Source organism: Vibrio alginolyticus NBRC 15630 = ATCC 17749 (assembly GCF_000354175.2).
In the GTDB taxonomy this organism is placed as follows: domain Bacteria; phylum Pseudomonadota; class Gammaproteobacteria; order Enterobacterales; family Vibrionaceae; genus Vibrio; species Vibrio alginolyticus.
The window spans coordinates 3054106-3079128 of the sequence record NC_022349.1; the positions used below are offsets into that span (position 1 = coordinate 3054106).

Annotated in this window: 23 protein-coding genes; 17 read left to right on the forward strand and 6 right to left on the reverse strand. The window is 44.8% G+C overall.

What is annotated here, in order from left to right:
* Nucleotides 1–51: 51 nt before the first annotated feature.
* Together N646_RS14025 and N646_RS14030 are read right to left on the reverse strand one after the other, a co-directional pair.
* Nucleotides 52–2238: a TonB-dependent receptor domain-containing protein gene (locus tag N646_RS14025; protein ID WP_017820599.1), complete on the reverse strand. Its 2187-nt coding sequence runs from the start codon at nucleotides 2236–2238 to the stop codon at nucleotides 52–54.
* A gap of 262 nt (nucleotides 2239–2500) precedes the next feature.
* Nucleotides 2501–3568: a succinylglutamate desuccinylase/aspartoacylase family protein gene (locus N646_RS14030; RefSeq protein ID WP_017820600.1), complete on the reverse strand. Its 1068-nt coding sequence runs from the start codon at nucleotides 3566–3568 to the stop codon at nucleotides 2501–2503.
* A gap of 330 nt (nucleotides 3569–3898) precedes the next feature.
* On the opposite strand from N646_RS14030, the gene N646_RS14035 reads away from it, so the two are divergent.
* Nucleotides 3899–4438: a DUF3332 domain-containing protein gene (locus N646_RS14035; RefSeq protein WP_017820601.1), complete on the forward strand. Its 540-nt coding sequence runs from the start codon at nucleotides 3899–3901 to the stop codon at nucleotides 4436–4438.
* A 64-nt stretch (nucleotides 4439–4502) separates the two neighbouring features.
* On the opposite strand, the gene N646_RS14040 is transcribed toward N646_RS14035, so the two are convergent.
* Entirely contained in the window at nucleotides 4503–5975 is a 1473-nt protein-coding gene (locus tag N646_RS14040) for an aminoacyl-histidine dipeptidase (protein ID WP_017820602.1), read from the reverse strand.
* A 1024-nt stretch (nucleotides 5976–6999) separates the two neighbouring features.
* Here N646_RS14040 and N646_RS14045 point away from each other — a divergent pair.
* The 14 genes from N646_RS14045 (at nucleotide 7000) to pgpA (ending at nucleotide 19874) form a co-directional block, all read left to right on the forward strand.
* Nucleotides 7000–8289, forward strand: a complete 1290-nt coding sequence (locus N646_RS14045; RefSeq protein ID WP_005381592.1) for an NCS2 family permease — start codon at nucleotides 7000–7002, stop codon at nucleotides 8287–8289.
* A 263-nt stretch (nucleotides 8290–8552) separates the two neighbouring features.
* Entirely contained in the window at nucleotides 8553–9017 is a 465-nt protein-coding gene (gene gpt / locus N646_RS14050; RefSeq protein ID WP_005381590.1) for a xanthine phosphoribosyltransferase, read from the forward strand.
* A 90-nt stretch (nucleotides 9018–9107) separates the two neighbouring features.
* A complete protein-coding gene (gene frsA / locus N646_RS14055) occupies nucleotides 9108–10355 on the forward strand; it encodes an esterase FrsA (RefSeq protein WP_017820603.1) in 1248 nt (415 codons plus the stop codon).
* A 115-nt stretch (nucleotides 10356–10470) separates the two neighbouring features.
* Nucleotides 10471–10860: a sigma factor-binding protein Crl gene (gene crl, locus N646_RS14060; protein ID WP_005381584.1), complete on the forward strand. Its 390-nt coding sequence runs from the start codon at nucleotides 10471–10473 to the stop codon at nucleotides 10858–10860.
* Nucleotides 10861–10981: 121 nt separating this feature from the next.
* Complete coding sequence (gene proB / locus N646_RS14065) at nucleotides 10982–12121, forward strand: glutamate 5-kinase (protein WP_017820604.1); 1140 nt, start codon at nucleotides 10982–10984, stop codon at nucleotides 12119–12121.
* 17 nt (nucleotides 12122–12138) lie between these two features.
* Nucleotides 12139–13389 carry a glutamate-5-semialdehyde dehydrogenase gene (locus N646_RS14070; RefSeq protein ID WP_017820605.1) on the forward strand — a complete coding sequence of 417 codons (1251 nt, stop codon included), beginning with the start codon at nucleotides 12139–12141 and terminating at the stop codon, nucleotides 13387–13389.
* 206 nt (nucleotides 13390–13595) lie between these two features.
* Entirely contained in the window at nucleotides 13596–14045 is a 450-nt protein-coding gene (nrdR, locus tag N646_RS14075; protein ID WP_005381578.1) for a transcriptional regulator NrdR, read from the forward strand.
* 7 nt (nucleotides 14046–14052) lie between these two features.
* A complete protein-coding gene (ribD, locus tag N646_RS14080; RefSeq protein ID WP_017635684.1) occupies nucleotides 14053–15180 on the forward strand; it encodes a bifunctional diaminohydroxyphosphoribosylaminopyrimidine deaminase/5-amino-6-(5-phosphoribosylamino)uracil reductase RibD in 1128 nt (375 codons plus the stop codon).
* 8 nt (nucleotides 15181–15188) lie between these two features.
* Complete coding sequence (locus tag N646_RS14085) at nucleotides 15189–15842, forward strand: riboflavin synthase (RefSeq protein ID WP_005383626.1); 654 nt, start codon at nucleotides 15189–15191, stop codon at nucleotides 15840–15842.
* A gap of 173 nt (nucleotides 15843–16015) precedes the next feature.
* Nucleotides 16016–17125 carry a bifunctional 3,4-dihydroxy-2-butanone-4-phosphate synthase/GTP cyclohydrolase II gene (gene ribBA, locus N646_RS14090; protein ID WP_005381573.1) on the forward strand — a complete coding sequence of 370 codons (1110 nt, stop codon included), beginning with the start codon at nucleotides 16016–16018 and terminating at the stop codon, nucleotides 17123–17125.
* 169 nt (nucleotides 17126–17294) lie between these two features.
* A complete protein-coding gene (gene ribH, locus N646_RS14095; RefSeq protein WP_005381572.1) occupies nucleotides 17295–17765 on the forward strand; it encodes a 6,7-dimethyl-8-ribityllumazine synthase in 471 nt (156 codons plus the stop codon).
* Nucleotides 17765–18232 carry a transcription antitermination factor NusB gene (gene nusB, locus N646_RS14100; RefSeq protein WP_005381571.1) on the forward strand — a complete coding sequence of 156 codons (468 nt, stop codon included), beginning with the start codon at nucleotides 17765–17767 and terminating at the stop codon, nucleotides 18230–18232. Before ribH ends, nusB begins: the two co-directional genes overlap by 1 nt.
* Nucleotides 18233–18310: 78 nt before the next feature.
* The gene (gene thiL / locus N646_RS14105; RefSeq protein WP_017820606.1) at nucleotides 18311–19276 is read left to right on the forward strand and encodes a thiamine-phosphate kinase; all 966 of its coding nucleotides are present in this window, start codon (nucleotides 18311–18313) and stop codon (nucleotides 19274–19276) included.
* A gap of 91 nt (nucleotides 19277–19367) precedes the next feature.
* A complete protein-coding gene (gene pgpA, locus N646_RS14110; protein WP_005381569.1) occupies nucleotides 19368–19874 on the forward strand; it encodes a phosphatidylglycerophosphatase A in 507 nt (168 codons plus the stop codon).
* 58 nt (nucleotides 19875–19932) lie between these two features.
* Here the strand turns inward: pgpA and dxs are convergent, their stop codons facing one another.
* Genes dxs through xseB form a run of 3 tightly spaced genes read right to left on the reverse strand, consistent with a single transcriptional unit; the run spans nucleotide 19933 to nucleotide 22967 of the window.
* Complete coding sequence (dxs, locus tag N646_RS14115) at nucleotides 19933–21798, reverse strand: 1-deoxy-D-xylulose-5-phosphate synthase (protein ID WP_017820607.1); 1866 nt, start codon at nucleotides 21796–21798, stop codon at nucleotides 19933–19935.
* Nucleotides 21799–21818: 20 nt separating this feature from the next.
* On the reverse strand, nucleotides 21819–22703 hold the full coding sequence (ispA, locus tag N646_RS14120) for a (2E,6E)-farnesyl diphosphate synthase (protein ID WP_005383621.1): 885 nt from the start codon (nucleotides 22701–22703) through the stop codon (nucleotides 21819–21821).
* Between the two features lie 21 nt (nucleotides 22704–22724).
* Nucleotides 22725–22967, reverse strand: coding sequence for an exodeoxyribonuclease VII small subunit (xseB, locus tag N646_RS14125; RefSeq protein ID WP_005381566.1), 243 nt, complete (start codon nucleotides 22965–22967; stop codon nucleotides 22725–22727).
* Nucleotides 22968–23230: 263 nt separating this feature from the next.
* Between xseB and pomA the strand changes: the two genes are divergently transcribed.
* Both pomA and N646_RS14135 read left to right on the forward strand, forming a co-directional pair.
* A complete protein-coding gene (gene pomA, locus N646_RS14130) occupies nucleotides 23231–23992 on the forward strand; it encodes a flagellar motor protein PomA (RefSeq protein ID WP_005381564.1) in 762 nt (253 codons plus the stop codon).
* Nucleotides 23993–24006: 14 nt separating this feature from the next.
* On the forward strand, nucleotides 24007–24954 hold the full coding sequence (locus N646_RS14135; protein ID WP_017820608.1) for a flagellar motor protein MotB: 948 nt from the start codon (nucleotides 24007–24009) through the stop codon (nucleotides 24952–24954).
* The last annotated feature ends 69 nt before the right edge of the window (nucleotides 24955–25023 follow it).

The window sequence follows — 25023 nt, forward strand, 5'->3', positions numbered from 1 at the left end:
GATACGATATAACAGGGCAGTTAATGTCTGCCCTGCATCTTTTAGGTATGGTTAGTATTGATAAGTGAGGTGCAGTTTGACTTCGCGACCAGGCGAAGGCACGCCATTAGATAGGTATGCTTCGTAGTAACGATCGGTTAAGTTTTTCACAACCGCGCCAACGCTCAAGCCTTCGACTTGTTGTATTTCCCAAACCACGTAAGCGTTTTGTAGCGTGTATTGCTCACTTGGCGATTTCACTTTTAAATTATTACCGCTTGCCTTGGTTTTGGTTTGCGCATCATACCAGCGGACTTCCCAGCCCGTACGTAAACCAGGAATCCATTCGTAACCTAAACCCAGATTAATGTTTAATGGCGGTACATCAGGATGATCATCATCTGAACCTGTAGAGTCAGATAGGCTACCTTTGTTTTTGCCGCGAATGTAACTTGCTGAGAAATTACTGTAGAAATCTTCAATCCGGTATTGTGAAATTAGCTCAAAGCCATAGTTTTTAAAGCCATCTAGGTTTGTATTCCAGCTTTGTAACTCAGTAGTATTTTTGTCGAGGTTATCGCCCGTTCGTATATCAACTGTGTCGCTAACATCGTTATAGAACATAGTTAACTCTGTTGCGAGGTTATCGCGAGAGTTCACCAGCCCTTCCGTTAAGTTGATAACGCTTGCTTGATAAGCATGGATACGAGACACGTCCAGATTCAAAGCAGTAGCCGTAGCGGTAGCTCGCGCATATTGCACTGAGTAGATGTTATCAACGGTTGGTGCTTTTAAAGCGTAGGCGTAGGAGGCGTTTAAACGCGTATTATTGCTCGCATCAAAGTCGATATCCAAACGTGGGCTAAAGCCTTTATGCGTCGTTTCACCGTAGTTATGTCCGGCAGCTGGATCATTATAATCCGGCGCAGCGTTCCCTTTTCCTTCACTCTTGATGTATTCGTAACGCAGAGAAGGTGTGATTGTTAGGCGGTCTGTTGCTTGATAGTGATCAGCAATGTAAGCGGCATAAATTGACTGCGTGCCAGATGGTTCGTAGTAAGGGGTGTACCAACCGTAGTTTTTCGCTTCATTACTGTCGTATGATGCGTTGAATACTAACGAGTCTCTATCGGTTTTTTGATATTGAAGCCCAGTGACTAGAGTGTGGTCTCCGAATTGCGCTTGGTTAAACACATCAACGTAATCACGCTCGTAACTCAGCCATGACTCATGACCGTAACTGCCAACAGAAACGAACATTTTCTCGAATGCTACGTCAGGGCGAACCCAATGACGATCGTTTTCGGAACGTGCCATTTTGATATTGAAATCAATATACGGGTTAGTCGGCATGTAGTGGTAAGAGATGGTCGTGGTGTTGTCCGTGTATTTGTTATCGACGGTGTAAGCGTATTGGGCTTTTTCTAATGAGCCGTATTTCTTGATATTGTATTCGGTGATGTTAGGCATTTTTCCGCGGCGGTTAGCCCAAGGTTTACGACCTTCATCTTTGTAGCGAGTGTGGCTAATTTCAAACTCGTGATCGTTGTTTTCATAACCGACTTTTACGAGCATGTTTTCTTGCTCATAACCTGAGTAATCCAGCGTTTCACCACCACCGACTTTAATGTCATCAGAATCTTTTACCGAGCCATTCGCTAGAAAATAAAAACCAGCATCGTTTTTACCATAGAGTGTTAGCGTGTAGGCATTCTCATCGCCGTTGTTGTTATATGCACTTGAGATGCGAGCACCAAAGTTTCTTTCGCCGTACAGGAGATCATCGACATTTTTGGTTTTAATGCGAATGGAGCCACCAAACTTCCCGTTGAGTGCTCGATAGTCGTGCGCGCCCTTGATAATTTCTGCTTCGCCAATTAAGAACGGATCAAAAAAGAAGGTACCGTAGCGGTATTGTTGAAAGCCAATTGGAGCGCCATCGACAAAGACGGCGATATCGCTTGGATCATCAAAACCACGAATGTTAATACGTTCGCCACCAGAACGACCGCCACCATCTATTGATGCACCGGGAACGGCATCGATCATTGAGGCAAAATTAGAGTACTGTTGCTCTTCAATCTCTGACCAATTAATGGTGGTTTGCGCAGGCTCAGCAATGGTAATGGGTTTGGCATAACGAACGCCTATGACTTCAAGCTCTTCATTTGGCGCTGTCTCGGCATATGAATAAAGAGGGAAGAGCAAAGCCAGTGAAATGAGATTTACTTTGAATGGATGACTTATTAATCGTTTCATATTGATGATTTATAGTGTTTTTATGAAGCTCGGATTATAAGAACATTATTACGATTAATAAATGATAATGAGATTAATTATCAAATGTGTTTTTGCGACGGATTGTAAAGTTTTTTATCCATTCGTGGAAACTACGATAAGTATCGTTAGCGTACATAAAACAAAAAGCCCAGCATCATGGACGCTGAGCTTATTGGCTTTAAACAAGATAGTGCGAGCACTGTTGCTCCTTTGAGCTAATCAGGCGCCTACTTGATAGGAATTACTGAGTTTCTAACGGTATCTGTCCGGTTGTCAGCGGCTCGGCATCGAATTCAGTGAGGCCTTCAATATAGCTTTCGACTGCTTGCTCTAAAGCATTATCACCTTGGTTAAAATAGGCAAGGTGGAAAATTGCATCGCCTTCGTTCACCAATGGTAATGTTTGTTGACCGATAACCAAACCACGCTTCGGGGCTTTTAGTTCTATCTCATCATGACCAAGAGGAGAGCTAATATAAGCGAGCGTTTCCCCCTGTTCTACTTTGTCTCCCAGATTAACGACAGTACGCAAAATGCCGTTACCTGACGCGCGAACCCAGCTAGTGGACTTCGCTATGATAGGCTCAGGCAGCTTTTTCCTGCTCGCACGCAACATACCAATGGCTTGCATTACGCGCCGAACCCCGAGTACACCAGCGCTTATCGAAAGTGGATCAAAACGCAATGCTTCGCCAGCTTCGTAGGTGAGCACTGGAATATCGCATTTTTCTGCTTCACTGCGTAAAGAGCCATCACGCAATGCTGAATCAACAATCACTGGCGTCGCAAATGCTTGAGCAATACGCAGCGTTTCTGGGTTGCTTAAGTTTGCGCGGATCTGTGGCAAGTTCGTGCGATGAATTGCCCCTGTGTGTAGATCCAAAATGTAGTCACAACGCTTGGCAATGTTGTTAAAGAACCCGTGTGCCATACGAGATGCAAGTGCGCCTTTTTCACTGCCAGGAAAGCAACGGTTGAGATCTCGTCGGTCGGGCAAGTAACGAGATTTATGGATGAAACCAAAAACGTTAACGATAGGTACTGCAATGACAGTGCCTTTCAGTTTTTGTGGATCCAGTTGGTTAATGATCTGACGAACGATTTCTACGCCATTAAGCTCATCACCATGGATAGCAGCATTCACCATTAACACTGGTCCTTCTTGTTTCCCATGGATGATTTCCACAGGAATAGATAAAGGCGAATGTGTATATAGCTTCGCTGCTTCAAATTCGATCTCTAATCGTTGCCCTGGTTGTATTTGATGTCCTAAGAGCTCAAACACTTTGCTTTTTTTACTTCTGGCCATAAACCATCTCTGTCAAATGCGTCATCAGCAATGTAACAATTGCTGCAAAATCGCACTAATCATTCTCATTAAGGACACGACAAATTACTTTAATCGTCATGCGTGAAATTTTGGTATGTGTGAAGTTTTTGTTTTCAATATGATCTTTTCTATCAGTTTAATACATAACAAGACATAGAGAAGAGAGCGCAATAATAGCCTTAAAAAATGTGACTGTATTAAAAATAATACTGTTCATGGAGGACAAAAAAACGGACTTTTAACCCTACTTTTTATCCGATAATATCCGCGCCGAATTTGAGGTTTCACACTTTCTAACTAGAGGTTTTGATGAAAAAGGCAATTGCTAAAATTGGTGCATTGACTGCGGTAGCAGTTTCACTTTCAGGTTGCGTAGGTAGTAATGCCGTGACAGGTTATGTCATGGGGTTTAACTTGAAAGCTGTTGACAACCGTTACGCTCGAGGTGGTCTAAATATGCTTTTAGCGCCTGTTTATGGTGTCGCGATCGCAGCGGATTATATCGTGTTTAACTCTCTAGAATTTTGGACGGGTAAGAACCCGTTAAATGGTAAGCCACATATCTTCGATACAAAGGTAGATACTTACATTGATGTCAATCACCAGTTAGATAAGTCGTTAACGACGGCACCAATCGCACCATTAGCGGATAACCGTGTCATTGAGCAGGGGCGAATGCAGAAAATCGATGAGAACACTGTTCAAATGGATATTACTTACAGCAACGGTGAAAAGGCGACACTCATGGGTGTGCGCGATGGTGAGTTTGTTACTTACTACATTGATGGTGAAGTTGTTGCACAAACCTCAATGGATGAATTAGCCGCTTACGCGCAAAACCGTGTGTAGTTGGGTTCAACTAAACCAAAAAAAGGGTGCCGTATGGCACCCTTTGTCGTTTTTCGTGATTGAATTATGCTTTCTCTGGAATCGCTTCTAAAAGCGCGACCATCTGATCCCAGTACAACTGAACAGTATCAATCTTCACTTTCTCATCTGGAGAGTGAGGGAATTTTATTGTTGGACCGAAAGAAACCATATCCATGTGTGGGTATGGTTCTTTAAATAGGCCACACTCAAGACCAGCATGGATGACCATGATGTTCGGCTTATGACCGTAAATGCCTTCATACATATCACGGAAAATTGCCATGATCTCGGAATCTGCATCTGGCTTCCAGCCAGGGTAAGCGCCTGAGAACTGAATTTGTGCGCCTGCTAGCTCAGTAATCGAGCGCAACATGCTTTCCACTTGGCTACGGCCAGAGTCAATGAGAGAACGAATCAAGCAAAGCACGGTGACTTTATTTTCTTCTGTGCTGATCACACCAACGTTTAGAGAAGTTTCAACAACGCCTTCCACCTCATCACTCATACGGATTACGCCGTTTGGACAAGCGTTAAGTGCCGCAATGAATCGTTGCTGATCGGCGATTGAAAATACTTGCGCGTCAGTCGTGATCACTTCATTAAAGGTTACGATACCTGTTTCGATTTTACCCAATTCAGTTTTAAGCAGCTCAGTGTAGTGGTTGAACAGCTCAGCAAGCTTGTCTTGGTTTTCGACAGGAAGCGCGACAGTAACAAACGCTTCGCGAGGGATTGCATTACGTAAGCTACCGCCACGGAATTCGACTAAACGTAAATCAAGCTCTTGAGCATGACCGGCAAGGAAACGACCAAGTAATTTGTTGGCATTACCGCGACCTGTGTGAATGTCACAACCTGAGTGACCACCTTTTAGGCCTTTCAGCGTCAGTTGGCGTGTTACAAAACCTGCAGGCGTTGATTCTCGAGAAATATCGAAAGTCATGGTGCCATCAACGCCACCTGCACAACCCATGTAGACTTCGCCTTCTTGCTCAGAGTCTGTATTTAGAAGAATCTCACCCTCTAACCAACCAGCTTCAAGGCCAAATGCGCCAGTCATGCCTGCTTCTTCATCAATCGTCAGCAGAACTTCGAGTGGACCGTGCTTAATATCTTTAGATGCCAATACAGCAAGGCAAGAAGCCATACCAATACCGTTATCTGCACCAAGCGTCGTGCCTTTCGCAGTTACCCATTCGCCATCGATGTAAGGTTGGATTGGATCTTTGGTGAAGTCGTGTTCAGTGTCTTCGTTTTTCTGCGGCACCATGTCGATGTGTGCTTGAAGTACAACAGCCTTCTTATTTTCCATTCCTGGTGTCGCGGGCTTTTTGATGAACACGTTACCGGTTGGATCACGGCGAACGTCAAAGCCTTGCTCTGTTGCCCAGTTGATAATGTACTGTGCTAATGCTTCTTCATGTTTCGATGGATGAGGGATAGAACAAATCTTATCGAAAAACTGCCAAAGTGGAGCAGGTGATAAGGTACTGATCTCAGAATGGAACTCAGACACGGAGGACTCCTTTTGATGTGCTTTGCCAAATATATACCGTAAAAATATTATCAAGGTAGCATTAAATGCTAGACGATTTGGCCTTCAAATTGCCGTTAGCATACCACCAGATAAGGAGTACGAGTAGTCGCGATCACAAGGATTTCTCTCAGAACTGTCACAGTTTGTGAATACAATAACAAGCACTATGTGTTCTCTATCATATATTCTGAAAGTGGCTTTATTTTTTAATTCATAAAATTGTAATTTAATTACACATAAACTTTGATAAAGGTCAATTTGTGCATTTTTTGTGATTCCAATCACTAAAATGCTTGTAATTAAATTTCTTGGTGGTATATTTGTAACCAGCTTCTGAGAGAAGAATGAAATGCTCAAAGGATGAGTCCGTTTTATCGCCTCCAAGGAACCGAGAAATCAACGAATGTTTAATTGATTTAAAAGGTGATAGTTATGAAAGGTTTACCAAGTACAATGTTCTGGAATAGCAAGTCTGTTTACACCGGTAACTTTGTATACCCAACAAGCTTTGGCTACTAAGTGAAGTCAACGCATGTGACTCGAACAGTTTGTTCACCCCTATAAATTGGAATTTTTTTTCAGTGATAGTGCTGACATGATTCACCGCCACCCAAATTGGGTGGCGTTTTTTTATCTCTATTTTCTCTTCCTGACTCACTTATTGCCATCAAAGCCTTCTTCTATTCCCCATTCTTCGGTTTTATCGACTTTTCCATCAAATCTGTTAGATACCATGTTTAAAATGGGCCTTTTTCATCTGAAAGTTTAGTACATTGCTCAGTTTTTATTCTCTTTTAGAGAACTGTGTTATCTGGGTTACCTATTGTTTTATAAGAATATATTTCTTTGCTTGCTATGATAGATTAGAGAATGTGTTTCATATCCAAAGAAAAAAAACGCATTAGAGTGAAGATTCTATCTAGAATTTGCTATTTGATAACTTTATAATTCCCGCCAATCGATTACGCAACCGTTTACTTTTTTACCTTTACAGGATTCGATCATGCTCGAGAGGCTTTTTAAACTCAGTGAAAATGGCACAAATGTGCGTACTGAGATCATTGCAGGTGTTACGACCTTCCTAACTATGGCTTACATTATTTTTGTAAACCCAGCGATCCTGTCGGATACCGGTATGGACCGTGGCGCCATTTTTGTCGCGACTTGTCTTGCTGCCGCAATCGGCTGTTTTATCATGGGATTTGTTGCCAATTACCCAATCGCACAGGCACCAGGAATGGGCCTGAACGCATTTTTTACTTACTCTGTTGTATTGGGAATGGGTTATACGTGGCAAGTTGCGTTGGCGGCTGTATTTGTTTCTGGCCTTCTGTTCATTCTTTTAAGCGTATTTAAGATCCGTGAGTGGATTATTAACTCGATCCCGCATTCTCTACGAACAGGTATTTCAGCTGGTATTGGTCTTTTCTTAGCGTTTATCGCATTAAAAAATGCAGGTATCGTCGTTGATAACCCAGCGACATTAGTTTCTATGGGAGAGATCACATCATTGCCATCTGTATTGGCCGCGATTGGCTTCTTTCTTACGATTGCACTGGTTCACCGTGGTGTGAAAGGTGCGGTGATGATCGCCATTCTTGGCGTTACAGCGCTTGGTCTTCTATTTGGTGATGTGCAGTGGGGCGGTATTATGTCAACGCCACCAAGCATTGCGCCAACTTTCATGCAACTGGATTTCTCTGGTTTGTTTGAAGTAGGCATGATTTCCGTCGTATTTGCTTTCCTATTTGTCGATTTATTTGACACCGCAGGTACGCTCGTTGGCGTTTCTCAAAAAGCTGGTCTAACTGATGAGAATGGCAACATCCCTCGTTTAAACAAAGCGTTACTTGCAGACTCAACAGCAACGTCAGTAGGTGCATTACTTGGTACCTCTAACACGACATCTTATATTGAAAGCGTTTCTGGTGTAGCTGCGGGTGGGCGTACTGGTCTAACAGCCGTGGTTGTTGGTGTACTCTTCCTACTTGCTCTATTGTTCTCACCACTTGCGGGTATGATCCCTGCTTATGCAACGTCAGGTGCGCTATTCTATGTGGCGATCTTGATGCTGTCTGGGCTAGTAAGCATTGATTGGCGTGACCTAACTGAAGCGTCCCCAGTTGTTGTGACTTGTTTAGTTATGCCGCTAACATTCTCGATTGCAGAAGGTATCACGTTAGGCTTTATCGCATACGCAGCGATCAAGTTATTCAGCGGTAAGGGCCGTGAAGTGTCGATGAGTGTATGGGTGATGTCAGCCATCTTCATCGTTAAATACCTCGTCGGTTAATTTCTCGAGCAAAAAGCCAGTGTGGATTTATTCACGCTGGCTTTTTCTTTTTTACGTTGTTCACAGAAGACGGTTTTTCTGCGGAATAGGTAGAGAATTTTGATATCACCGTTGGTATTAGCGGTGTGTTTCGGTAGAATAATCGTTTGCGCAGCTTGAAATCCTCGTCTCCAAACATTTTGGAGAAGTTAGTGAGCATTCCGCTTTTGAGTGACTTCGCTAGATTTTGAGGATGCATATTTTCAAATTATTAGGTTATTACAATGAGTAAAAAATTCATTATCACTTGGGATGCAATGCAGACTTACTGCCGTGAACTGGCTGAAAAACAAATGCCAGCTGAGCAATGGAAAGGAATTTGGGCGGTAAGCCGCGGCGGTTTGGTTCCTGGCGCTATTTTGGCTCGTGAACTTGGTATTCGTTATGTTGATACAATCTGTATTTCAAGCTACGACCATGATCATCAGCGCGATATGACGGTACTAAAAGCACCTGAAGGTGATGGCGAAGGTTACCTAATCGTTGAAGACCTAGTAGACAGTGGTGATACAGCGCGCAAACTACGTGAGATGTATCCAAAAGCGAAAATGATCGCTGTGTGTGCGAAACCATCAGGCAAAGAGCTGCTGGATGATTACGTTGTAGATATTGCTCAAGACACTTGGATCGAGCAGCCTTGGGATATGTCAATCCAGTATGCTGAGCCAGTAAACCGCAAGCAAAAATAAGCGCGGTTAAAGAATATTGAGAAATGCCCCTTTATAGGGGCATTTTTTTATTATGATATTAAATCATGCTAATAGCCTAGGGTTCTTCCTATGTCTGAAGACGTCAGTAAAAATCTTTCCGAAACTTTGTTCGTGAAACATAAGCAAGCAAAAGAAACCTCCGCGCTTACCCAGTACATGCCGACCAGTAAAAAAATACTTGATGAACGAGAAGCGCAAGGTGATCGTGCTTGGTATCGTCATTTGCGTCGCTTGCAATGGGCTTGGCAAGGATTGTCTCCGATCGAAATGGAAGGCGTACTGTCTAAAATTGCTTCATCTTCTCACTCGCGAACCAATGATGATTGGTTAGACACTGTAATGGGTTATCACAGTGGTAACTGGACATTTGAGTGGATCAAGCTTGGTATGGATCATCAGAAGCGAGCAAATGAAATGCAAGGAGAAGAGGCAGCGGATGAACTCTTCACTGCTTCTTTGTGTTTTAGTATTGCAGGCTACCCACATTTAAAAAATGACAATTTGGCATCGCAGGCTCAAGTACTGGCAAACAAAGCGTATTCTGACGGCGCAGAAAAAACTAAGTACACCATCAAGCAAATTGAAGTGCCTTACCAAAATCGCAAAATCATCGCGAACCTCCATTTACCAAGAACGGATAAACAGTTGCCTGTGGTCATGGTGAGCGCTGGTTTGGATACTCTACAAACCGACATGTGGCGTTTGTTCCGTAATCGTCTTGCACCGCGAGATATTGCGATGTTAACCGTAGACATGCCTTCAGTAGGGCATAGCTCTCATTGGCCCTTGACCGAGAATTCAAGTTGCCTACATCAAGCGGTATTGAATGAGCTTTACTCGCTACCTTGGGTTGATCATCACAAAGTGGGGTTAGTTGGGTTTCGTTTTGGTGGTAATGCCATGATCAGACTCTCTTTTGTCGAGCAGGAAAAGATCAAAGCTTGTGTCGCTCTAGGCGCACCCGTACATGATATTTTTACTTCCCCTCAGAAGTTACAAAAAATGCCGAAGATGTATTTAGATCTTTTGGCTTCCCGTTTGGGGAAAAATGCGGTTGATATTAATAGCATGGCTGGTCAGATGATGGCGTGGTCATTGAAGGTTCAGGGCTTCCTGAGCAGTCGAAAAACCAAAGTGCCTATTTTGGCTTTGAGTCTTGAAGGCGATCCAGTGTCGCCACACAGTGATAATCAACTTGTTGCTCTATTTAGCCAGTATGGTAGAGCAAAAAAAATCAGTTCCAAAACAATTACAAAAGGATATGAGCAATCCCTCGATTTAGCCATAAAGTGGCTAGAAGATGAATTATTAAGGTGACAATTCTCCTAAATTAGTTAAGAGTGATATATCTGAGCAAAAAACAAGCTCATGATAATTAAAAATAATAATCATTCTTGGGTGTTTACTTTTAACTATGAAAACGGAGATTCATATGTCAGAGACGACTCAGGGCCCGACTCACTTTCGCTTGATGTCAAAGTTGAAGGCGATAGGGCCTTACCTGCGCGAACCACAATCGCAAGAAGGGCGCTATTATTTTGATTGTTTATCTGTATGTGTAGACGACAAAAAATCGCCTGAGAAGCGTGAATTTTGGGGCTGGTGGATGGATTTGGAATCCATCGAGGGAGGCTTTACTGCTAAATATCATATTGGCAAGTACAACAAAGAAGGGCAATGGGTATCTGAAGCCCTTCCCAAAAAAGTGGTAGAGGAAGTGTATCTCACGCAGAGCACATTCCATCAAAAGCTGGTTGATACTTTAGAAGAACACTTCAAATTAGAAGTCGAATATCACACGGAGTCTTTCGATTTCGCTTAATTTGGTTGTTTTCATTTAATACCAAACAAAAAGGTGCGAAAACGCACCTTTTCTCTTGTTAATTCCCTATTTGATTGTTAAAACATCCTCTCTTTATTTGTTTTTCACTTCAGAAGACATCATGACAACGAATCAACAAAATGCAGTTGTTTCACAACCACAAACTGTCGTTGTGAAACTGGGTACAAGTGTGCTGACAGGCGGCACTCTGGCACTCGACCGTGCACACATGGTTGAGTTAGCACGCCAGTGTGCTGAGCTTAAAAAACAAGGCCATTCAATCGTAATGGTTTCGTCTGGTGCGATTGCAGCAGGCCGTGAGCATCTTGGTTACCCCGCATTGCCCAACGAGATGGCGAGTAAGCAGTTACTTGCCGCGGTGGGGCAGAGTCGCTTGATTCAAACATGGGAGTCTTTGTTTGGTATTTATGGTATCAAGATCGGCCAAATGCTACTAACCCGTGCCGATTTAGAAGATCGTGAGCGATTCCTTAACGCGCGTGACACTATTAATGCGCTCGTTGCGAACGATATTGTTCCTATCGTAAACGAAAATGATGCCGTTGCGACTAGCGAGATTAAAGTTGGCGATAACGACAACCTTTCCGCTTTGGTAGGCATTTTATGTGGTGCAGATAAGCTCTTGCTTTTAACGGACCAAAAAGGTCTGTTTACTGCTGACCCTCGTAGAGATCCGAACGCAGAGCTTATCAAGGAAGTAAAAACCATCGACGATACGCTGCGTAAAATCGCAGGTGGAAGCGGTACAACATTGGGTACTGGTGGTATGGCAACGAAGCTGCAAGCCGCAGACATCGCTCGCCGCGCAGGTATAGAGGTTATTATTGCTGCTGGTAGTGCGCCGAATGTTATCTTTGACTCTTTAAGTGCTGAACCTCAGGGCACGCGCTTCCTACCTTGCGCTGAAGCCTTAGAGAACCGTAAACGCTGGATTCTAGCGGGACCTGCGGCATCGGGCGACATCATTATTGATGATGGTGCAGTCAATGCTGTGGTCGGCAAGGGCAGTAGCCTACTTGCTAAAGGGGTCATCAAAGTTAGTGGTGACTTCGCACGAGGCGAAGTGGCGCGTGTAACAAACGCTCACGGTAAGTTGGTGGCTCGTGGCATCAGCGCCTACTCAAGTGATGACCTAACTAAAATTACGGGTAAGCACAGTAAAGATATCATCTCTATTTTGGGTCATGATTATGGCTCTGAGGTGATTCACCGCGATGATTTGGTCGTCATTCAGGAATAGAATTAGAGGGAAGCAAAGTGGATTTAACGAATATGGGTAAAGCTGCTAAAGATGCAGCTTTCGAATTAGCGACAGCGTCAACTGCGCAAAAAAACCAAGCATTAGCCATCATTGCTGATGAGCTAGAAGCAAACTCTGCTGCTATTTTGGCGGCAAACGCTAAAGACATCGAACTTGGCCGTGAAGCGGGTTTAACCGATGCGCTGCTCGATCGCCTTTTGCTTAATGAAGAACGATTGACTGCAATTGCGAATGATGTTCGCAACGTCATTAGCTTGAACGATCCTGTAGGCAGCGAAATAGACAGTAAGGTACTGGAAAATGGGATGTCACTGTCTCGTCGTCGCGTGCCGCTTGGTGTCGTGGGCGTAATTTATGAAGCGCGTCCAAACGTAACCATTGATATCGCAGCGTTGTGCTTGAAAACCGGCAACGCAAGCATTTTACGTGGTGGCAAAGAGACCTTTTTCTCGAATATGGAATTAGTGAAGGTTATTCAGTCTGCGCTCGCAAAGGCGAACCTTCCAGCCGCTTCTGTGCAGTACATTGAAAAACCAGATCGTGAGCTTGTTTCTCAATTGCTTAAGTTGGACGATTACGTCGACATGATCATTCCACGCGGTGGTGCTGGCCTACACAAAATGTGTAAAGAAAACAGCACGATTCCGGTGATTATTGGTGGCTTTGGTATCAGCCATATCTTTGTCGACGAATCCGCTGATCTAGAGAAATCCCTGAATGTGGTTGAGAACTCTAAAGTTCAACGTCCATCTGCGTGTAACTCATTAGATACGCTGCTCGTGCATGAAAAAATTGCAGTGCAATTCCTACCAATGATCGTAGAGCGCATGAACGATAAAGTGACCTTCGTGACAGAGCCTAAGGCAAAAGTACTGATGCCTCAAGCAACACAAATTCGCGATGCTGTTGAAGGTGACTTTGATACGGAATGGTTGAGCTACACTCTTGGTGTAAAAGTTGTGTCTGATGTGAAAGATGCCATTGATCATATGCGTGTCCATAACGCGAGCCACTCAGATGCGATCATGACCAATAGCTTGGAAAACTCAGAGCTGTTCATCAATTCTGTCGGTTCGGCGGCGGTTTATGTGAATGCTTCAACGCGCTTTACAGACGGTGCGCAATTTGGCCTTGGCGCAGAAGTCGCAGTATCTACGCAAAAGCTACATGCACGCGGTCCGATGGGCTTAGAAGAGCTAACTAGCTACAAGTGGGTTGGTAAAGCGAACTACTTAGCACGCAGTTAACACATTCGACGAGATCTTGAGTGAAAAAGGGGCCTTTGCGCCCCTTTTTGTTTTGTCTAACATACCAATTCCGCTACACTACATGAGCTTTTATTTCGGTTTGAAAGCGTTATACCCAAATAGCTTTAATAGAGTCCGTATAACCATGAACGCGTGGTTATCCGTGATTGCTCATGAGGTTATTTTGGTATAGATATGGAGGTGATATGCATTGTCCTTTTTGTTCCGAGAACGATACCAAAGTTATTGATTCCCGCTTAGTGGCTGATGGCCATCAAGTTCGACGTCGCCGTCAGTGCTTGGCGTGTAGCGAGCGTTTCACTACGTTTGAAAGCGCAGAGTTAGTGATGCCTAAAGTGATCAAATCGAATGGCAACCGTGAACCATTTGATGAAGATAAAATGGTTGGCGGTATTCAACGCGCTTTAGAGAAACGCCCAGTGAGTGCCGATTCTATAGAGTTAGCGATCAGTATGATCAAATCACAACTGCGTGCGACGGGTGAGCGAGAGGTTCCGAGTGAAATGATTGGTAATTTAGTCATGGACCAGCTCAAAGAGCTCGATAAGGTGGCTTACATTCGTTTCGCTTCCGTTTACCGCAGCTTTGAAGATATTCGCGAGTTTGGCGAAGAGATTGCCCGCCTAGAAGACTGAGTAGCTCATGACTCAACACACTCTTGAAAGAGCGTTTTCTGATTTAGATTTCGCCATGATGTCACGAGCTATTAAGTTAGCGAAACGTGGCATTTATACCACCGCCCCTAATCCAAATGTAGGGTGTGTCATCGTTCGTGATGAAGAAATTGTCGGTGAAGGTTATCACCATCGTGCTGGTGAGCCGCATGCCGAGGTGCACGCGATGCGCATGGCGGGTGAAAAAGCAGTTGGTGCAACCGCTTATGTGACGCTAGAACCTTGCTCTCATTACGGCCGTACACCGCCATGTGCCGAAGGGCTGATTAAAGCCAAAGTGGCACGTGTGGTTTGCGCCATGGTAGACCCAAACCCGAAAGTTGCAGGTCGCGGCATCCAGATGTTACGTGATGCCGGAATTGAAGTACAAATCGGCTTGTTAGAGCAAGATGCCCTTGCCCTTAACCCTGGTTTTATAAAGTACATGCGTACAGGCATGCCGTTTGTTCAATTAAAAATGGCAGCCAGTTTGGATGGGCAAAGCGCACTCAGTAATGGTCAGAGCCAATGGATCACCTCCCCAGCGGCCCGCCAAGATGTGCAGCGTTATCGAGCGATAAGTGGTGGCATTCTTTCTACTAGCAAAACGGTGATTGATGATAATGCATCACTCAATGTGCGCTGGGATGACTTACCTAATAGTGTTCAAGCGCAGTATTTACAAGAAGAGCTTCGTCAACCAGTACGTGTAATCTTAGACCGTCAGAACCATTTAACTGATGCGCTCAAGCTGTTCCATACCGATGGAGAACGAGTTATTGTTCGCTCTGATGGAGACTGTATCCCTCTATTGGACAGCGCTGACCAAATTGACTTATCAACGACATTAAAACGTATCTCGGATGAGCACCACATCAATCACTTATGGGTTGAAGCTGGAGCTACGCTAGCGAGTGCGATGATAAAGGCTAATCTTGTAGATGAGCTCATTGTTTACCTTGCGCCAAAACTCATGGGCAGCGATGGTCGGGGGCTTATCGGTGCTTTAGGGTTAAGCGCTATGGCTGACGTCATAGATTTAAACATTACAGACGTTCGTATGGTTGGGGTAGACATTCGCATCACCGCCACCATAAAACGTAATGAAATTAGATAAGAAATAGTATGTTTACAGGAATAGTAGAAGCAGTGGGCAAGTTAGCTGCGATTACGCCGAAGGGCGAAGACATCACCGTCACGGTTGAAACGGGTACGCTTGATATGTCAGACGTTAAGTTAGGCGATAGCATTGCGACCAATGGTGTTTGCTTAACGGTAGTTGACTTCGGAAGCCACTATTACAGTGCTGATCTGTCATTAGAAACCTTGAAGAAAACTGGGTTTGCTGATTACCAAGTAGGCGATAAGGTGAATCTAGAAAAAGCCATGTTGCCAACAACGCGATTGGGTGGACATATCGTTTCTGGCCATGTCGATGGGGTTGGTGAAATTGTCGAACGCAATTCAGTTGGCCGTGCGATAGAGTTTTGGGTTGCAATGCCTGCGGAAATTAGCAAGTACGTTGCAGAGAAAGGCTCGATTACTGTTGATGGTATTAGCCTAACCGTCAACGACTTACGTAAAAATGCTTTTAAGCTGACGATCGTTCCTCATACGAGTGAAGAAACTACGATTGACCAGTTTCAAGTGGGGCGCAAAGTCAACTTAGAAGTTGATGTACTTGCGCGTTATATGGAGCGTTTACTGCAAGGACAACAAGAAGATAAGGCCGAGTCTCGTATCACGATGGACTTTTTACAGCAAAACGGTTTTGCATAAGTCTTGGGAGTGGCTGCGTGAGGCATGCGATAAAGAGCAGACTCACAGAACACCGCGAGATTCATTGACTTGCTTAATGCAAAGCTCAAACTATTGACCTAACTAGCATTCACTGCAACGTAATTTTTCATTGCTGTCGCAATAACAAATTTAGAATAACGGGATAACAGACTATGCCAATCAGTACGCCACAAGAAATTATTGATGATATTCGCGCAGGCAAAATGGTCATCCTAATGGATGATGAAGACCGCGAGAATGAAGGTGACTTGATCATGGCTGCCGAGCATATTACGCCGGAAGCCATCAACTTTATGGCAACTTATGGCCGTGGCCTGATTTGTTTAACCATGACCAAAGATCGTTGCGAAAGTCTAGGTCTGCCACCAATGGTGCAAGACAATAATGCGCAATACACCACCAACTTTACTGTTTCGATTGAGGCAGCAGAAGGGGTAACGACTGGTATTTCAGCCGCAGATCGCGCACGTACCGTTCAAGCAGCAGTCGCGCCAAACGCTAAAGCTGCGGATTTGGTGCAGCCTGGTCACATCTTCCCTCTCGCAGCTCAAGACGGCGGTGTACTGACTCGCGCAGGTCACACTGAAGCTGGCTGTGATTTGGCTCGTCTTGCTGGTTTAGAGCCAGCATCGGTGATTGTTGAGATCTTAAATGACGACGGCACGATGGCTCGTCGCCCAGATCTAGAGATCTTTGCAGAGAAGCACGGTATTAAATTGGGCACTATTGCCGACCTAATTGAGTACCGCAATAACACTGAGACAACGATTGAACGTGTGGCAGAGTGCAAGTTACCGACAGAGTTTGGCGAGTTCACGTTAGTCACGTACAAAGACACCATTGATAACCAAGTGCACTACGCAATGTGCAAGGGCGATTTGAAAGAAAAAGCGCCACTGGTTCGCGTTCATCTTCAAGACGTTTTTACCGACTTACTACGTAGCGATCGTAATGCAGAGCGCAGCTGGACACTAGATAAGGCAATGAAACGCATTGGTGAAGAAGGCGGTGTGCTGGTTGTTCTTGGCCATGAAGAATCGACCGATCTACTTATTCATCGCGTGAAGATGTTCGAAGCGCAAGACAAAGGTGAAGCCCCAACGCTTGCTAAAAAACAAGGCACGTCTCGCCGTGTTGGCGTTGGTTCACAGATTCTTGCGGATCTCGGTGTACATGATATGCGCCTTCTGTCATCGACCAACAAAAAGTACCACGCGTTAGGTGGTTTTGGTCTGAACGTTGTTGAGTACGTCTGCGAGTAACAACCGAACAATAAGTTCCTAGTCTTTGACGTGCTTAACTCGTCAATGGCTAGGAACCGGTGATTTGCCTCCAATTTCCATTAGATATTGCTCACAAATTTGTGCTAGAATCCGGCGATTCTCACTTGATGAACATATTTCACTTATAAATAGAGTTAAAGGAAAGCTTATGAAAGTGATCGAGGGTGGCTTCCCAGCGCCAAATGCAAAAATTGCTATCGTTATTTCTCGTTTCAACAGTTTTATTAACGAAAGCCTACTTTCTGGTGCGATCGATACACTAAAGCGTCACGGACAAGTAAGCGAAGACAACATCACGGTTGTGCGTTGTCCAGGTGCCGTAGAACTACCTCTAGTAGCTCAGCGTGTTGCTAAAACTGGCAAATTCGACGCTATTGTTTCTCTAGGGTCTGTTATTCGCGGTGGAACGCCTCACTTTGACTATGTTTGTAGTGAAATGAACAAAGGTCTAGCACAAGTGTCTATGGAATTCAGCATTCCAGTAGCATTTGGTGTTTTGACTGTTGATACGATCGATCAAGCGATTGAACGCGCAGGAACCAAGGCTGGTAATAAAGGTGCAGAGGCTGCACTAAGCGCACTTGAAATGATTAATGTACTATCTGAAATTGATTCCTAATGGGGGCCAGTGTGAAACCAGCCGCACGTCGTAACGCACGTCAATTCGCTCTACAGGCGATCTACTCATGGCAAATTACTAAAGAGAATGTTGCCAAGATTGAAGAACAGTTTTTGTCTGGCGACAAATACGATGAAGAAGAACTTCATGCATCTGAGCCAGCGCTTGCTGCTCCAGAGACAGACGTAGCTTACTTCCGTGAACTATTAAGCGGTGTTGTACTTAGCCACGCTGAGCTAGATAGCAAAATTCGTCCATACATTTCTCGTCCTATGCAGGATTTAGATATGATGGAACTTGCTCTTCTTCGCCTTGCTATGTACGAGATGACTCGTCGCGAAGATGTTCCTTACAAAGTTGTTATCAATGAAGCGATTGAACTTGCAAAAGTTTTCGCAGCAGAAGATAGCCACAAGTTTGTGAATGGTGTACTCGATAAAGCAGCACCTCACATTCGTAAGAAATAACGATTTCTTCAATGAAAAGGTCAGCACATGCTGACCTTTTTTGTATCAAAAGCTTTTACATCAAAAAGTAAGTGAATTATGTCTGGTGAATTTAATCTGATAGACAAGTACTTCGTCGGTCGTCAGAGCCAACGTAAAGATGTCCATCTAGCCGCTGGTGATGATTGTGCTTTGGTCAAAGCGCCAGCTAATGTTCAGATTGCGATTAGCACGGATACATTGGTAGCTGGAACGCATTTCTTAGTCGACGCGAACCCAGCATGGGTCGCACACAAAGCATTGGCTTCTAACATCAGTGATTTGGCGGCGATGGGCGCAACGCCTGCGTGGGTGAGCTTTGCATTAACGATGCCTGAGCCAGATGAAGAATGGCTTGCTCCTTTCTGTGATGCATTTTTCGAACTGGCTGATTACTATGGTATTCAGTTAATAGGCGGTGATACCACCAAAGGGCCATTGTGTCTGACACTCACGGTGCAAGGTTTTGTACCTGAAGACAAAGCGCTCACGCGATCCGGAGCCAAGCCTGGGGATTGGGTATATGTAACGGGAAACCTTGGCGATGCAAAAGCTGGCTTGGATGTGATTCTAGATGACTCTCTGCGCAGCAGAGCCGGCGCGGAAGCACTAGAGCGAGCTCATTACCTTAGTTCTCCGCGTGTGCTTGCTGGACAAGCTCTTGTTGGCTTAGCCTCGTCGGCGATAGATATTTCAGATGGTTTAATCTCTGATATTAAGCACATTTTACAGCGATCTCAGGTTGGGGTGAGTATTGATGTCTCTCAGCTACCGATCTCTTCAGAATTAGTCCAGTTTTTAGATGATAAGATCAGCGCGCAGCAGTATGCTTTAGCAAGTGGCGAAGAATACGAGTTGTGTTTTACCGTGCCGGAGCAAAATCGAGGCTCGTTACAAAGCGCTTTATCTCATACTGGCTGTAAGGTCACATGTATTGGTCAAATCCGACCAAATGGAACCTTCGAGCTGCATGATAACAATCAACCACTTGATTGGGACTTAAGTGGCTTCGACCACTTTAAATGATCTGAGCTAAGCTCTAGCCAAGAGCCTGTTACTATTGAGTAACTCGCAGGCATGACGATTGAAACCAAACTAGCAGTATAGGTTTAAGGATATGACCAACCCTCTTTCTCTGATTTCATTAAAGAACCCGTGGCATCTATTGGCGACGGGTTTTGGCAGTGGATTATCCCCGTTTATCCCTGGAACAATGGGCACACTGGCGGCCGTGCCTTTCTTTTTGTTGTTGGCACAATTACCATTTACGGCGTATGTCATTGTTGTTCTGATTTCGTGTGTGATCGGCATTCAAATATGCCAAGTGACGTCTGCAGACATGAAGGTGCATGATCATGGTTCAATCGTATGGGATGAGTTTGCGGGCTTTTGGATTACGATGAGCATTGTACCTGCACTGAATATTCCACTCACTGAATGGAAGTGGTTGATCACTGGCTTCATCTTATTTCGTTTTTTCGATATGGTAAAACCTTGGCCAATTGGGTGGCTAGATAAGCGAGTTCACGGTGGGCTGGGTATTATGGTTGATGATATCGTGGCGGGAATTATGGCTGGTGTTGCCCTGTTTCTAGTCGCAAAATACGCTGGCTGGATGAATTAAACCATGAACTAAACACTGGACGTAAAAAAGGGATGCCATGAGCATCCCTTTTTACATGCTATTTTGCTAAATAATCCAAGATGGATTTTTCAATTCCTTTTGCATCGAGACCAAGCTCTTCATGCAGTTCATCTTGTGTTCCCTGATGAATAAACTCATCTGGTAAACCTAGGTTCAACACAGGTTTAATGATTTTATCTTTCATCATGAACTCAACGACACCAGCACCAGCACCACCCGCGATAACATTTTCTTCTAACGTCACGAGCACGTCATGATCTGCGGCTAATTGACGAATTAATGCTTCATCGAGCGGCTTCACAAAGCGCATATCAGCAACAGTGGCGTTAAGGTATTCTGCCGCTTCTAGCGCGTTACCCAAGAAAGTACCAAAGTTCAGAATAGCAACTTTTTCACCTTGGCGAACCATGCGCCCTTTACCGATTTCTAACGCTGTAAACTCAGTTTCGATTTCTACGCCCATGCCGCTACCACGAGGGTATCGAACCGCACTCGGGCCAGCATGTTTATGGCCAGTGTAAAGCATTTGTCGGCACTCGTTTTCGTCGCTTGGCGCCATGATCACCATGTTCGGAATACAGCGCATAAAGCTCAAATCGAACGCACCTTGGTGAGTTTGACCATCTGCGCCAACGAGACCTGCGCGGTCGATCGCAAACATCACTGGTAAGTCCATGATCGCGATGTCGTGGATCAATTGGTCATAACCACGTTGCAAGAAAGTCGAATAGATAGCAACGATTGGATGATCGCCCGCAATTGCCATGCCTGTTGCCAGTGTCACAGCGTGCTGCTCAGCAATCGCCACATCAAAGTATTGGTCTGGGTACTCTTTTGAGAAACGCACCATACCTGATCCTTCGCGCATTGCTGGCGTAATTGCCATTAGCTTAGGATCTTGGGCCGCCATGTCACATAAAAAGTCACCGAAGATCTTTGAGTAAGTTGGCTTACCGCCACTGCTCTTCGGCAGACAATTATGCGTTGGATCGAATTTAGGAACACCATGGTAGCCGATAGGATCTTTCTCGGCAGGCTCATAACCTTTGCCTTTCTTGGTCATGATGTGTAGGAATTGAGGGCCTTTGAGCTCACGCATGTTTTTTAGCGTTTTGACGAGTTCATTGACGTCGTGTCCATCAATCGGGCCAATGTAATTAAAGCCGAACTCTTCGAACAGAGTACCAGGCACTACCATGCCTTTGAGGTGTTCTTCCGTACGGCGAACCAACTCTTTAATAGGTGGAACACCAGACAACACTTTTTTACCGCCTTCACGGATAGAAGTGTACAAGCTGCCAGAAAGTACTTTCGCAAGGTGGTTATTCAGGGCGCCGACGTTTTCTGAAATCGACATTTCGTTGTCGTTCAAAATCACCAACATATCAGGATGAACGTCGCCAGCGTGGTTCATGGCTTCGAATGCCATGCCTGCTGTAATTGCGCCATCACCAATCACACTGACAATTTTACGGCCTTTGCCTTCTTTTTGTGCGCTGATGGCCAAGCCAAGACCTGCACTAATCGATGTCGAAGAGTGGCCGACAGATAAGGTGTCATATTCACTTTCTTCACGCCAAGGGAAAGGGTGTAGACCATCCTTTTGGCGAATTGTTGGCATTTTATCGCGACGTCCGGTGAGGATTTTGTGCGGGTAAGCCTGATGACCAACATCCCAGATCAATTTGTCGATAGGGGTGTTGTAAACATAATGCAGAGCGACAGTTAGCTCTACGGTGCCTAAGCCAGACGCTAAGTGTCCGCTAGATTGGCTCACTGAATTTAGCAGATACGTTCGCAGTTCATCACACAGATTTGGTAATGTTTCTTTCGGAAGAAGACGTAATTCTTCCGGTGTATTTGCTAACGCCAGTGTTGGGTACTTTGAAATATCAAGAGTCATATAAATGCGCGCTTATAGTGTTAATTTTTGCGCTCGATGACATATCGGGCGAACTCTTCGAGTAACTGAGTATTGTATGGGATAGCTTCCAATGCTTGAAGTGCTTCCTGTAACAGAGTGTGAGCTTTCTCTATGGCTCCCTCTAAACCCAGCAGGGAAGGATAAGTGCTCTTATTCAGACCTTGGTCGGAACCTTGAGGCTTACCCAGTGTTTCTGTGTCACTGATGATATCAAGAATATCGTCTTGAACCTGAAACGCCAAACCAATTGCTTTTGAGTAGCGCTCCAAGTGAGGTAGAACCTCGATACCTTTCTCACCAGCAGCTAATGCACCTAATTTTACCGCACAATCAATCAGAGCTCCGGTTTTTTTACGGTGTATCTCTTCCATTTCTTCAAGAGAAACTTGGCGATTTTCCGCGCCTAAATCTAAGGCTTGCCCTACACACATGCCGCTGGCACCAGAAGAATGCGCTAATGCTTTGATCATGTTGATGCGTTGAGCTTCTGCCGCCGGGCTTAATTGACCATCAGCAATGATAGTGAAGGCAAGGGTTTGTAGTGCATCACCTGTCAGTATTGCGGTTGCTTCATCAAACTTAATATGACAAGTTGGTTGACCTCGACGCAGTTCATCATCGTCCATGGCTGGCAGATCATCATGAATGAGTGAGTAGGCATGTATACATTCGATAGCAGCGGCGGGGGTGTCTAAGTCTTCAGGTTTACAGCCGAGCATTTGACCTGTGATGTAAACAAGAAAAGGGCGAACGCGTTTTCCACCTAGCAAAAGGCCGTATTTCATTGCTTGAATCAATGGCTGCTCTTGATATGGAAGCTGATCGAGCCACAAATTCAATTGCTGATTGTTTCTTTGTTGAAAAGACGTCAATGTCTGTTGCATCACATTGCTCACTACTGATTGTTATTCTGAATCTGGTTTGAAGTCACTCAGTGGTGCTTCATCATCTTCACTAAGAAGAATGCTCACGCGCTGTTCGGCGTCGCTTAATTTAGTTTGGCCTGCACGAGCTAAGGCAATGCCTCGTTCAAACTTACGCAGGGCATCATCTAGAGCAAGATCGCCATTTTCTAATTGATCAACCAAGCTATCAAGCTCTTCAATGGTTGCTTCAAAGGTCATGTTTTCTGGTTTCTTGACCGCCATCTTTTTTCTGCCTTAATCAAGCCTCGGGTAAGATGCACGAAAGTTACCTTAGCCTAGTAACTTGGTCAAATTTAACCTTATATAATTGTCACAAAATTAGCGTTCAACGAGTCTAAGCGGTGAAACCCCATATTTTGGTTGAGGTTGTTAGGTGTAATTTGTGATCCATTAGCTAAGATTTTTCTAAAAATTCTGCGCGAGTTGTCGATACAGGTAATAATCCGCCCAATGGCAGTATTTGAGTATAGCGTGAGGAGTGCTTTGTGGATTTAGCAACCCTATTAGGTTTGATTGGTGGTTTTGCATTCGTCATTATGGCGATGGTGCTTGGTGGCAGCATCGGCATGTTTGTCGATGTCACGTCGATCCTTATTGTCGTTGGTGGCTCAATATTCGTCGTGTTGATGAAGTTCACAATGGGACAGTTTTTTGGTGCGACAAAGATTGCTGGCAAAGCCTTCATGTTTAAAGCGGATGAACCCGAAGACCTGATCGCAAAAATTGTGGAAATGGCCGATGCGGCGCGTAAAGGTGGTTTTCTTGCTCTTGAAGAGATGGAAATAAACAACACATTCATGCAGAAAGGCATTGATCTACTGGTTGATGGCCATGATGCCGACGTTGTGAGAGCGGCACTCAAAAAAGACATCGCGCTTACGGATGAACGACATACGCAAGGTACTGGTGTATTTCGCGCCTTTGGCGACGTTGCTCCTGCGATGGGAATGATTGGCACCTTGGTTGGTCTTGTTGCGATGCTTTCAAACATGGATGACCCTAAAGCGATTGGACCAGCAATGGCCGTTGCACTCTTGACCACATTGTATGGCGCGATCCTGTCCAATATGGTGTTTTTCCCTATTGCGGATAAACTTTCTCTTCGCCGTGACCAAGAAACGCTAAATCGCCGTTTGATCATGGATGGCGTATTAGCGATTCAAGATGGCCAAAACCCGCGAGTGATCGATAGTTACTTGAAGAACTACCTCAATGAAGGTAAACGTGCCCTTGAGATTGACGAGTAACTTGGAGAGTCGTGATGGATGATGAAGATAACAAATGCGATTGTCCGCCACCTGGCCTCCCGTTATGGATGGGGACATTCGCAGATTTGATGTCGCTGCTGATGTGTTTCTTTGTTCTTCTGCTCTCGTTTTCTGAGATGGATGTACTGAAGTTCAAACAAATTGCAGGATCAATGAAATTTGCCTTCGGTGTGCAAAATCAGCTTGAAGTGAAAGACATTCCCAAAGGCACTAGCATTATTGCCCAAGAGTTTCGACCGGGTAGGCCGGAACCTACTCCGATTGATGTTATCATGCAGCAAACCATGGACATCACTCAGCAGACGCTCGAATTTCATGAAGGGGAGTCTGAGCGAGCTGGTGGCACAAAACGTGATGAAGGCAAGTTAACGGGTGGGCAATCGCCAGAAACGTCAACTCAAAACAATGAGTCTGCCGAAGCGGACATGCAACAACAGCAATCTAAAGAGATGTCGCAAGAGATGGAAACCTTGATGGAAAGCATCAAGAAAGCCTTAGAGCGAGAGATTGAACAAGGCGCCATTGAAGTTGAAAACCTCGGTCAGCAGATTGTTATACGTATGCGTGAAAAAGGTGCATTCCCTGAAGGATCGGCCTTCTTGCAGCCTAAGTTTCGTCCTTTAGTTCGTCAGATTGCAGAGCTAGTAAAAGACGTGCCAGGCATTGTTCGAGTATCTGGCCATACAGACAATCGACCGCTAGATTCGGAACTTTATCGTTCTAACTGGGATCTCTCTTCTCAGCGCGCAGTATCAGTCGCGCAAGAGATGGAGAAAGTGAGAGGCTTCTCTCATCAACGTTTAAGAGTACGAGGCATGGCGGATACGGAGCCCTTGTTACCGAATGATTCTGATGAAAATCGCGCGCTTAACCGACGGGTTGAAATCAGCATTATGCAAGGCGAGCCTCTCTACAGTGAAGAAGTGCCGGTAATTCAATAACTAGGCTTTAGTTTTAAGTCAGTAAAGAGATAAGAAAGCGAGCAGATTGCTCGCTTTTTTTGTTTTTCC

What these genes read in the sequence shown, in the direction of transcription:
- proB (WP_017820604.1), top strand. Translation starts at nt 10,982, where the DNA reads ATGACAACGAATCAACAAAATGCAGTTGTTTCACAACCACAAACTGTC.
- N646_RS14135 (WP_017820608.1), top strand. Translation starts at nt 24,007, where the DNA reads ATGGATGATGAAGATAACAAATGCGATTGTCCGCCACCTGGCCTCCCG.
- dxs (WP_017820607.1), bottom strand. Translation starts at nt 21,798, where the DNA reads ATGACTCTTGATATTTCAAAGTACCCAACACTGGCGTTAGCAAATACA.
- thiL (WP_017820606.1), top strand. Translation starts at nt 18,311, where the DNA reads ATGTCTGGTGAATTTAATCTGATAGACAAGTACTTCGTCGGTCGTCAG.
- ispA (WP_005383621.1), bottom strand. Translation starts at nt 22,703, where the DNA reads ATGCAACAGACATTGACGTCTTTTCAACAAAGAAACAATCAGCAATTG.
- xseB (WP_005381566.1), bottom strand. Translation starts at nt 22,967, where the DNA reads ATGGCGGTCAAGAAACCAGAAAACATGACCTTTGAAGCAACCATTGAA.
- ribBA (WP_005381573.1), top strand. Translation starts at nt 16,016, where the DNA reads ATGCCAATCAGTACGCCACAAGAAATTATTGATGATATTCGCGCAGGC.
- N646_RS14035 (WP_017820601.1), top strand. Translation starts at nt 3,899, where the DNA reads ATGAAAAAGGCAATTGCTAAAATTGGTGCATTGACTGCGGTAGCAGTT.
- frsA (WP_017820603.1), top strand. Translation starts at nt 9,108, where the DNA reads ATGTCTGAAGACGTCAGTAAAAATCTTTCCGAAACTTTGTTCGTGAAA.
- crl (WP_005381584.1), top strand. Translation starts at nt 10,471, where the DNA reads ATGTCAGAGACGACTCAGGGCCCGACTCACTTTCGCTTGATGTCAAAG.
- N646_RS14045 (WP_005381592.1), top strand. Translation starts at nt 7,000, where the DNA reads ATGCTCGAGAGGCTTTTTAAACTCAGTGAAAATGGCACAAATGTGCGT.
- gpt (WP_005381590.1), top strand. Translation starts at nt 8,553, where the DNA reads ATGAGTAAAAAATTCATTATCACTTGGGATGCAATGCAGACTTACTGC.
- ribH (WP_005381572.1), top strand. Translation starts at nt 17,295, where the DNA reads ATGAAAGTGATCGAGGGTGGCTTCCCAGCGCCAAATGCAAAAATTGCT.
- ribD (WP_017635684.1), top strand. Translation starts at nt 14,053, where the DNA reads ATGACTCAACACACTCTTGAAAGAGCGTTTTCTGATTTAGATTTCGCC.
- N646_RS14025 (WP_017820599.1), bottom strand. Translation starts at nt 2,238, where the DNA reads ATGAAACGATTAATAAGTCATCCATTCAAAGTAAATCTCATTTCACTG.
- pgpA (WP_005381569.1), top strand. Translation starts at nt 19,368, where the DNA reads ATGACCAACCCTCTTTCTCTGATTTCATTAAAGAACCCGTGGCATCTA.
- N646_RS14085 (WP_005383626.1), top strand. Translation starts at nt 15,189, where the DNA reads ATGTTTACAGGAATAGTAGAAGCAGTGGGCAAGTTAGCTGCGATTACG.
- nusB (WP_005381571.1), top strand. Translation starts at nt 17,765, where the DNA reads ATGGGGGCCAGTGTGAAACCAGCCGCACGTCGTAACGCACGTCAATTC.
- nrdR (WP_005381578.1), top strand. Translation starts at nt 13,596, where the DNA reads ATGCATTGTCCTTTTTGTTCCGAGAACGATACCAAAGTTATTGATTCC.
- N646_RS14030 (WP_017820600.1), bottom strand. Translation starts at nt 3,568, where the DNA reads ATGGCCAGAAGTAAAAAAAGCAAAGTGTTTGAGCTCTTAGGACATCAA.